The 3332-nt window shown below is 66.4% G+C and carries 4 protein-coding genes; 3 read left to right on the plus strand and 1 reads right to left on the minus strand.

Translation table 11 applies throughout. The annotated features are described in order from the left end of the window. Positions 1-363 precede the first annotated feature (363 nt). Entirely contained in the window at positions 364-1296 is a 933-nt protein-coding gene (locus tag MJ785_RS17010; RefSeq protein WP_239308206.1) for an ABC transporter ATP-binding protein, read from the plus strand. Continuing rightward, on the plus strand, positions 1293-2099 hold the full coding sequence (locus MJ785_RS17015; protein ID WP_239308205.1) for an ABC transporter permease: 807 nt from the start codon (positions 1293-1295) through the stop codon (positions 2097-2099). The genes MJ785_RS17010 and MJ785_RS17015 overlap by 4 nt, the downstream gene beginning before the upstream one ends. A 53-nt stretch (positions 2100-2152) precedes the next feature. On the opposite strand, the gene MJ785_RS17020 is transcribed toward MJ785_RS17015, so the two are convergent. After that, positions 2153-2410, minus strand: coding sequence for a DUF6158 family protein (locus tag MJ785_RS17020; protein WP_239308223.1), 258 nt, complete (start codon positions 2408-2410; stop codon positions 2153-2155). 213 nt (positions 2411-2623) lie between these two features. Here MJ785_RS17020 and MJ785_RS17025 point away from each other — a divergent pair. After that, positions 2624-3332: hypothetical protein (locus MJ785_RS17025; protein ID WP_239381747.1), on the plus strand; the 709-nt coding region annotated here is incomplete at its 3' end.

Below are 3332 nucleotides of genomic sequence, written 5' to 3' on the forward strand. Positions count from 1 at the left end.
GTGCTCTTAGAGCGCCCGGGGCAGGTCCGCTATGCCCTGTCCTCGCCCAATGCGCCAGAGCCGTCTCGATCACTCCGGCGCGACACGCGAGTCAAGCCCTACCCAACTGTCGATGACATAGGACGGCACCGCTTTACTAGTAGGCACAGTGCCTACCTTGCGATCATCTTGCCGCCGCGCGTTGGGCCAGCATCCGCTGGACACGCTGGCAGCCGGCGCGGCTGCCTCATCAACCGCGCCGCGTGGTTGCCGCATGCCCGGCGCTTTCAATATCGTCCGGCAGGCGGGCACTGTCCTGGGACAGCCTGGCGTCCCCAGCACCAGTCAGCAACTCAAACCTGTCGACGTTACGCGAGAACCGGGATGACGTTCGCGATCCACGCGGACGGCCTGACCAAACGCTACCGGCACCGGACCGTGGTGGACTGCCTCGACCTCCAGGTGGCGACCGGTGACCGGTTCGGGTTCCTCGGCCCCAACGGTTCGGGCAAGTCCACGACTGTCCGCATGCTGCTCGGCCTGGTGCGCCCGAGCGCCGGTAGCGTCAAGATTCTCGGCCGGAGCATGCCCCGCCACGCTCGGCAGGTACTGCCCAAGATCGGTGCGCTGGTCGAGGCTCCCGCGTTCCACACTTTTCTGTCGGCCCGGGTCGAGTTGTCCGCGCTTGACGCGGCCGGCCGCGGCGGTGCTCGACGCAGCCGCCGGAGACGGATCGAGGACGCCCTCGACCGGGTCGGGCTCGGCGCCATCGACGACCGGCCGATCAGCAGGTTCTCACTCGGGATGAAACAACGGCTCGGCCTCGCCGCGGCCCTGTTGCGCCGGCCTCGTCTGTTGATACTGGACGAGCCGACAAACGGTCTCGACCCACAGAGCATCCGGGAGATTCGTGATCTGCTGCTTGAGCTGAACGCCGAGGGAACGACCGTCTTCCTTTCGTCGCACCTGCTCTCGGAGGTTGAGATGCTTTGCACCGAGACAGCCATCATCTGTGATGGTCGGCTGGTCGCGCATGACTCCCTTGACACGTTGTGCGGGCCGACCGGCCGGGTCACCCTGCGTACCCCGGATTCCGACCTCGCGGCGCACCTGCTCGAACGGGTGCTCGAGGCCCGCGACGGGCATTCCCTGGTCGCCCGGACGCAGAACCCGATGGCGCTCAACGCCGCGCTGGTCTCAGCCGGTGTGCGCGTCTCCGAACTGGTGGTGGAACGACGATCACTTGAGGATGTCTTCCTGGAACTGACCGGCAATGATCCAGCCGGTGACCTGGAATCCATCCTGGATGACCGATGATCCGCGTCGAGCTCCGGATCCTGCTGGTACGACGGCGGACGTGGATGTCAGTGCTGATGCTCGCGGCACTTCCAGTGATCGTCGCACTTTTTTTGAAAATTAGCGGAATAGGGTCGAGCACCGCAAGTCCAGCCTTCCTCGCGGAGGTCGTGCACAACGGGACGTGGCTTCCGGTCGCGGCCCTCGCCCTCATCCTGCCGTTGTTCCTACCGGTGGCGGTACTGCTGCTGGCCGGTGAGGCGATCGCTGGCGAGGCCAACGCGGGGACCTTGCGCTACTTGGTTATCCGGCCGGTTGGCAGGGGCCGGCTACTGGCCGCGAAGCTCGCCGGGATCATGGTTTATCTGGTGATCGCGGTGACGGCGGTGATCACGACCTCCTTCGTGGTCGGCTGGGGGCTGTTCGGGCTGGCCCCCATCCGGCCGCTGTCCGGCGCTGGGCCTCCTCTCTCCCTGTCGCAGGCAGGCATCCGGATCGCGCTTTCAGCGCTGTTCGTGGCCGCGTCCATGCTCGGCATCGTCGGCATCGGGCTGTTCCTGTCGGTGGTCACCGCTACGCCGCTCGCGGCGACACTCGGAGCCCTCGGTGTCCTCGTCACCGCGGGAGTCCTCGATCAGCTGCCGGCTGCCGCCGCGATCCAGCCATACCTGCCGACCCACTACTGGATGGGGTTCGTCGACCTGTTCCGTGCACCCATGAGCTGGGTGAACATCAGACGTGGGCTGGTGCTCGAGAGCGGCTACGGGGCGGCAATGATCATCATTGCCCGGATCGTGTTCGGCACCCGGGACATCACGAGCTGATGGCCCCATCGCGACCAGCCGTTACGAGCTGATGGCCGCACGACTGACGGCCGTCACGAGCTGACACGGCCCGCCTCGGCGGCTTGACGGCTGCCGGCTCGGGTGCGCCGCGGGTCCGGCCCGATGACCGCCGCGAAACGGCGTAGATACTCGTACTCGAGGCTCAGCATCCGGGCGGTATGTGTGTCGAACGCATCCCTGCTGCCGTGCAAGAACGCATCGTGACGGGTCGTGTGCAGCTGGCCCACTTCACGGGTGAGGTCCTCGTCCGACAGCTGGGCTGCGGGAATGCCTTCGGGACGATGCTTCATACCGGCTGGCATACCCACCTGGGCGGTCCCGGTCACCTGGCTGTCACCACTGGGGCGGGTCTGCTGGAGCGTCGATCGCGTCCCTGCCTTCTCCCTGGTGGGCGCCGGACCAGCCGATCACGGCCCGCCCGGCGGTACGGACGAGAGCCTGGGGCATCATTCCCAGACGGCCGTCATTCCCAGGCGACACGGTTGTGCGGGAGGTGAGGCGAGATGGTCGACGCTCATGGCGCGGTGGAAGGATTTCGCCCGAGCAGCGGTGGGCTGCCCTTCATCAACGACTTTCCGAAGCAGCCCGTCCTGAAGATCAATATTCCGGGTATCGGGCAGGTACCGATCGGTGACGCCAGCCGCGGCCTGTGCGGCGGCATGATCTATACAGCGCGTGATCTTTTCGAGGCGAGCCTGACCCCACCGGCGTTGCAGGAACCACCGCCGCCGGGCTCACCGCTGTACCGCTACATCGTTCGCCGGCTGTTTGACAGCTTCGACATCCCGCGCGGTGTTGTCCGCTACTACCAGCTCATGGCGACTCCGGACACGGACACCACGCGGTCCTCGCTGACGGTACGCGGTAGCCGGCGCATCACGGTCGTGAACGAGTGGCCGCGGCTGCGGCTCGACCTCGACCGCGGCGTGCTGGCCCCACTCGGAGTCATCACACTGCGCTCGTACGACCCGTTCCAGCTCGGGGCCAACCACCAGTTGCTGGCATACGCCTACGAACAGCGACAAACCGCTGTCACCCTCTGGGTCTACGACCCGAACACCCCCCTGGAACGAGCCGATGACGTGACGCTGTCGTTCGATGTGGCGTACCCGGCCGGATCGGTTCCGATCACCCACAACCTGGCCATCGGTGGACGTCCGGTGCGGGCCTTCTTCCTCCCGCGCTATCGTTGGGTCAACCCGCTGCCGGCAC

The sequence above is a fragment of the Protofrankia sp. CiT1 genome (assembly GCF_917627335.1).
GTDB lineage: Bacteria > Actinomycetota > Actinomycetes > Frankiales > Frankiaceae > Protofrankia.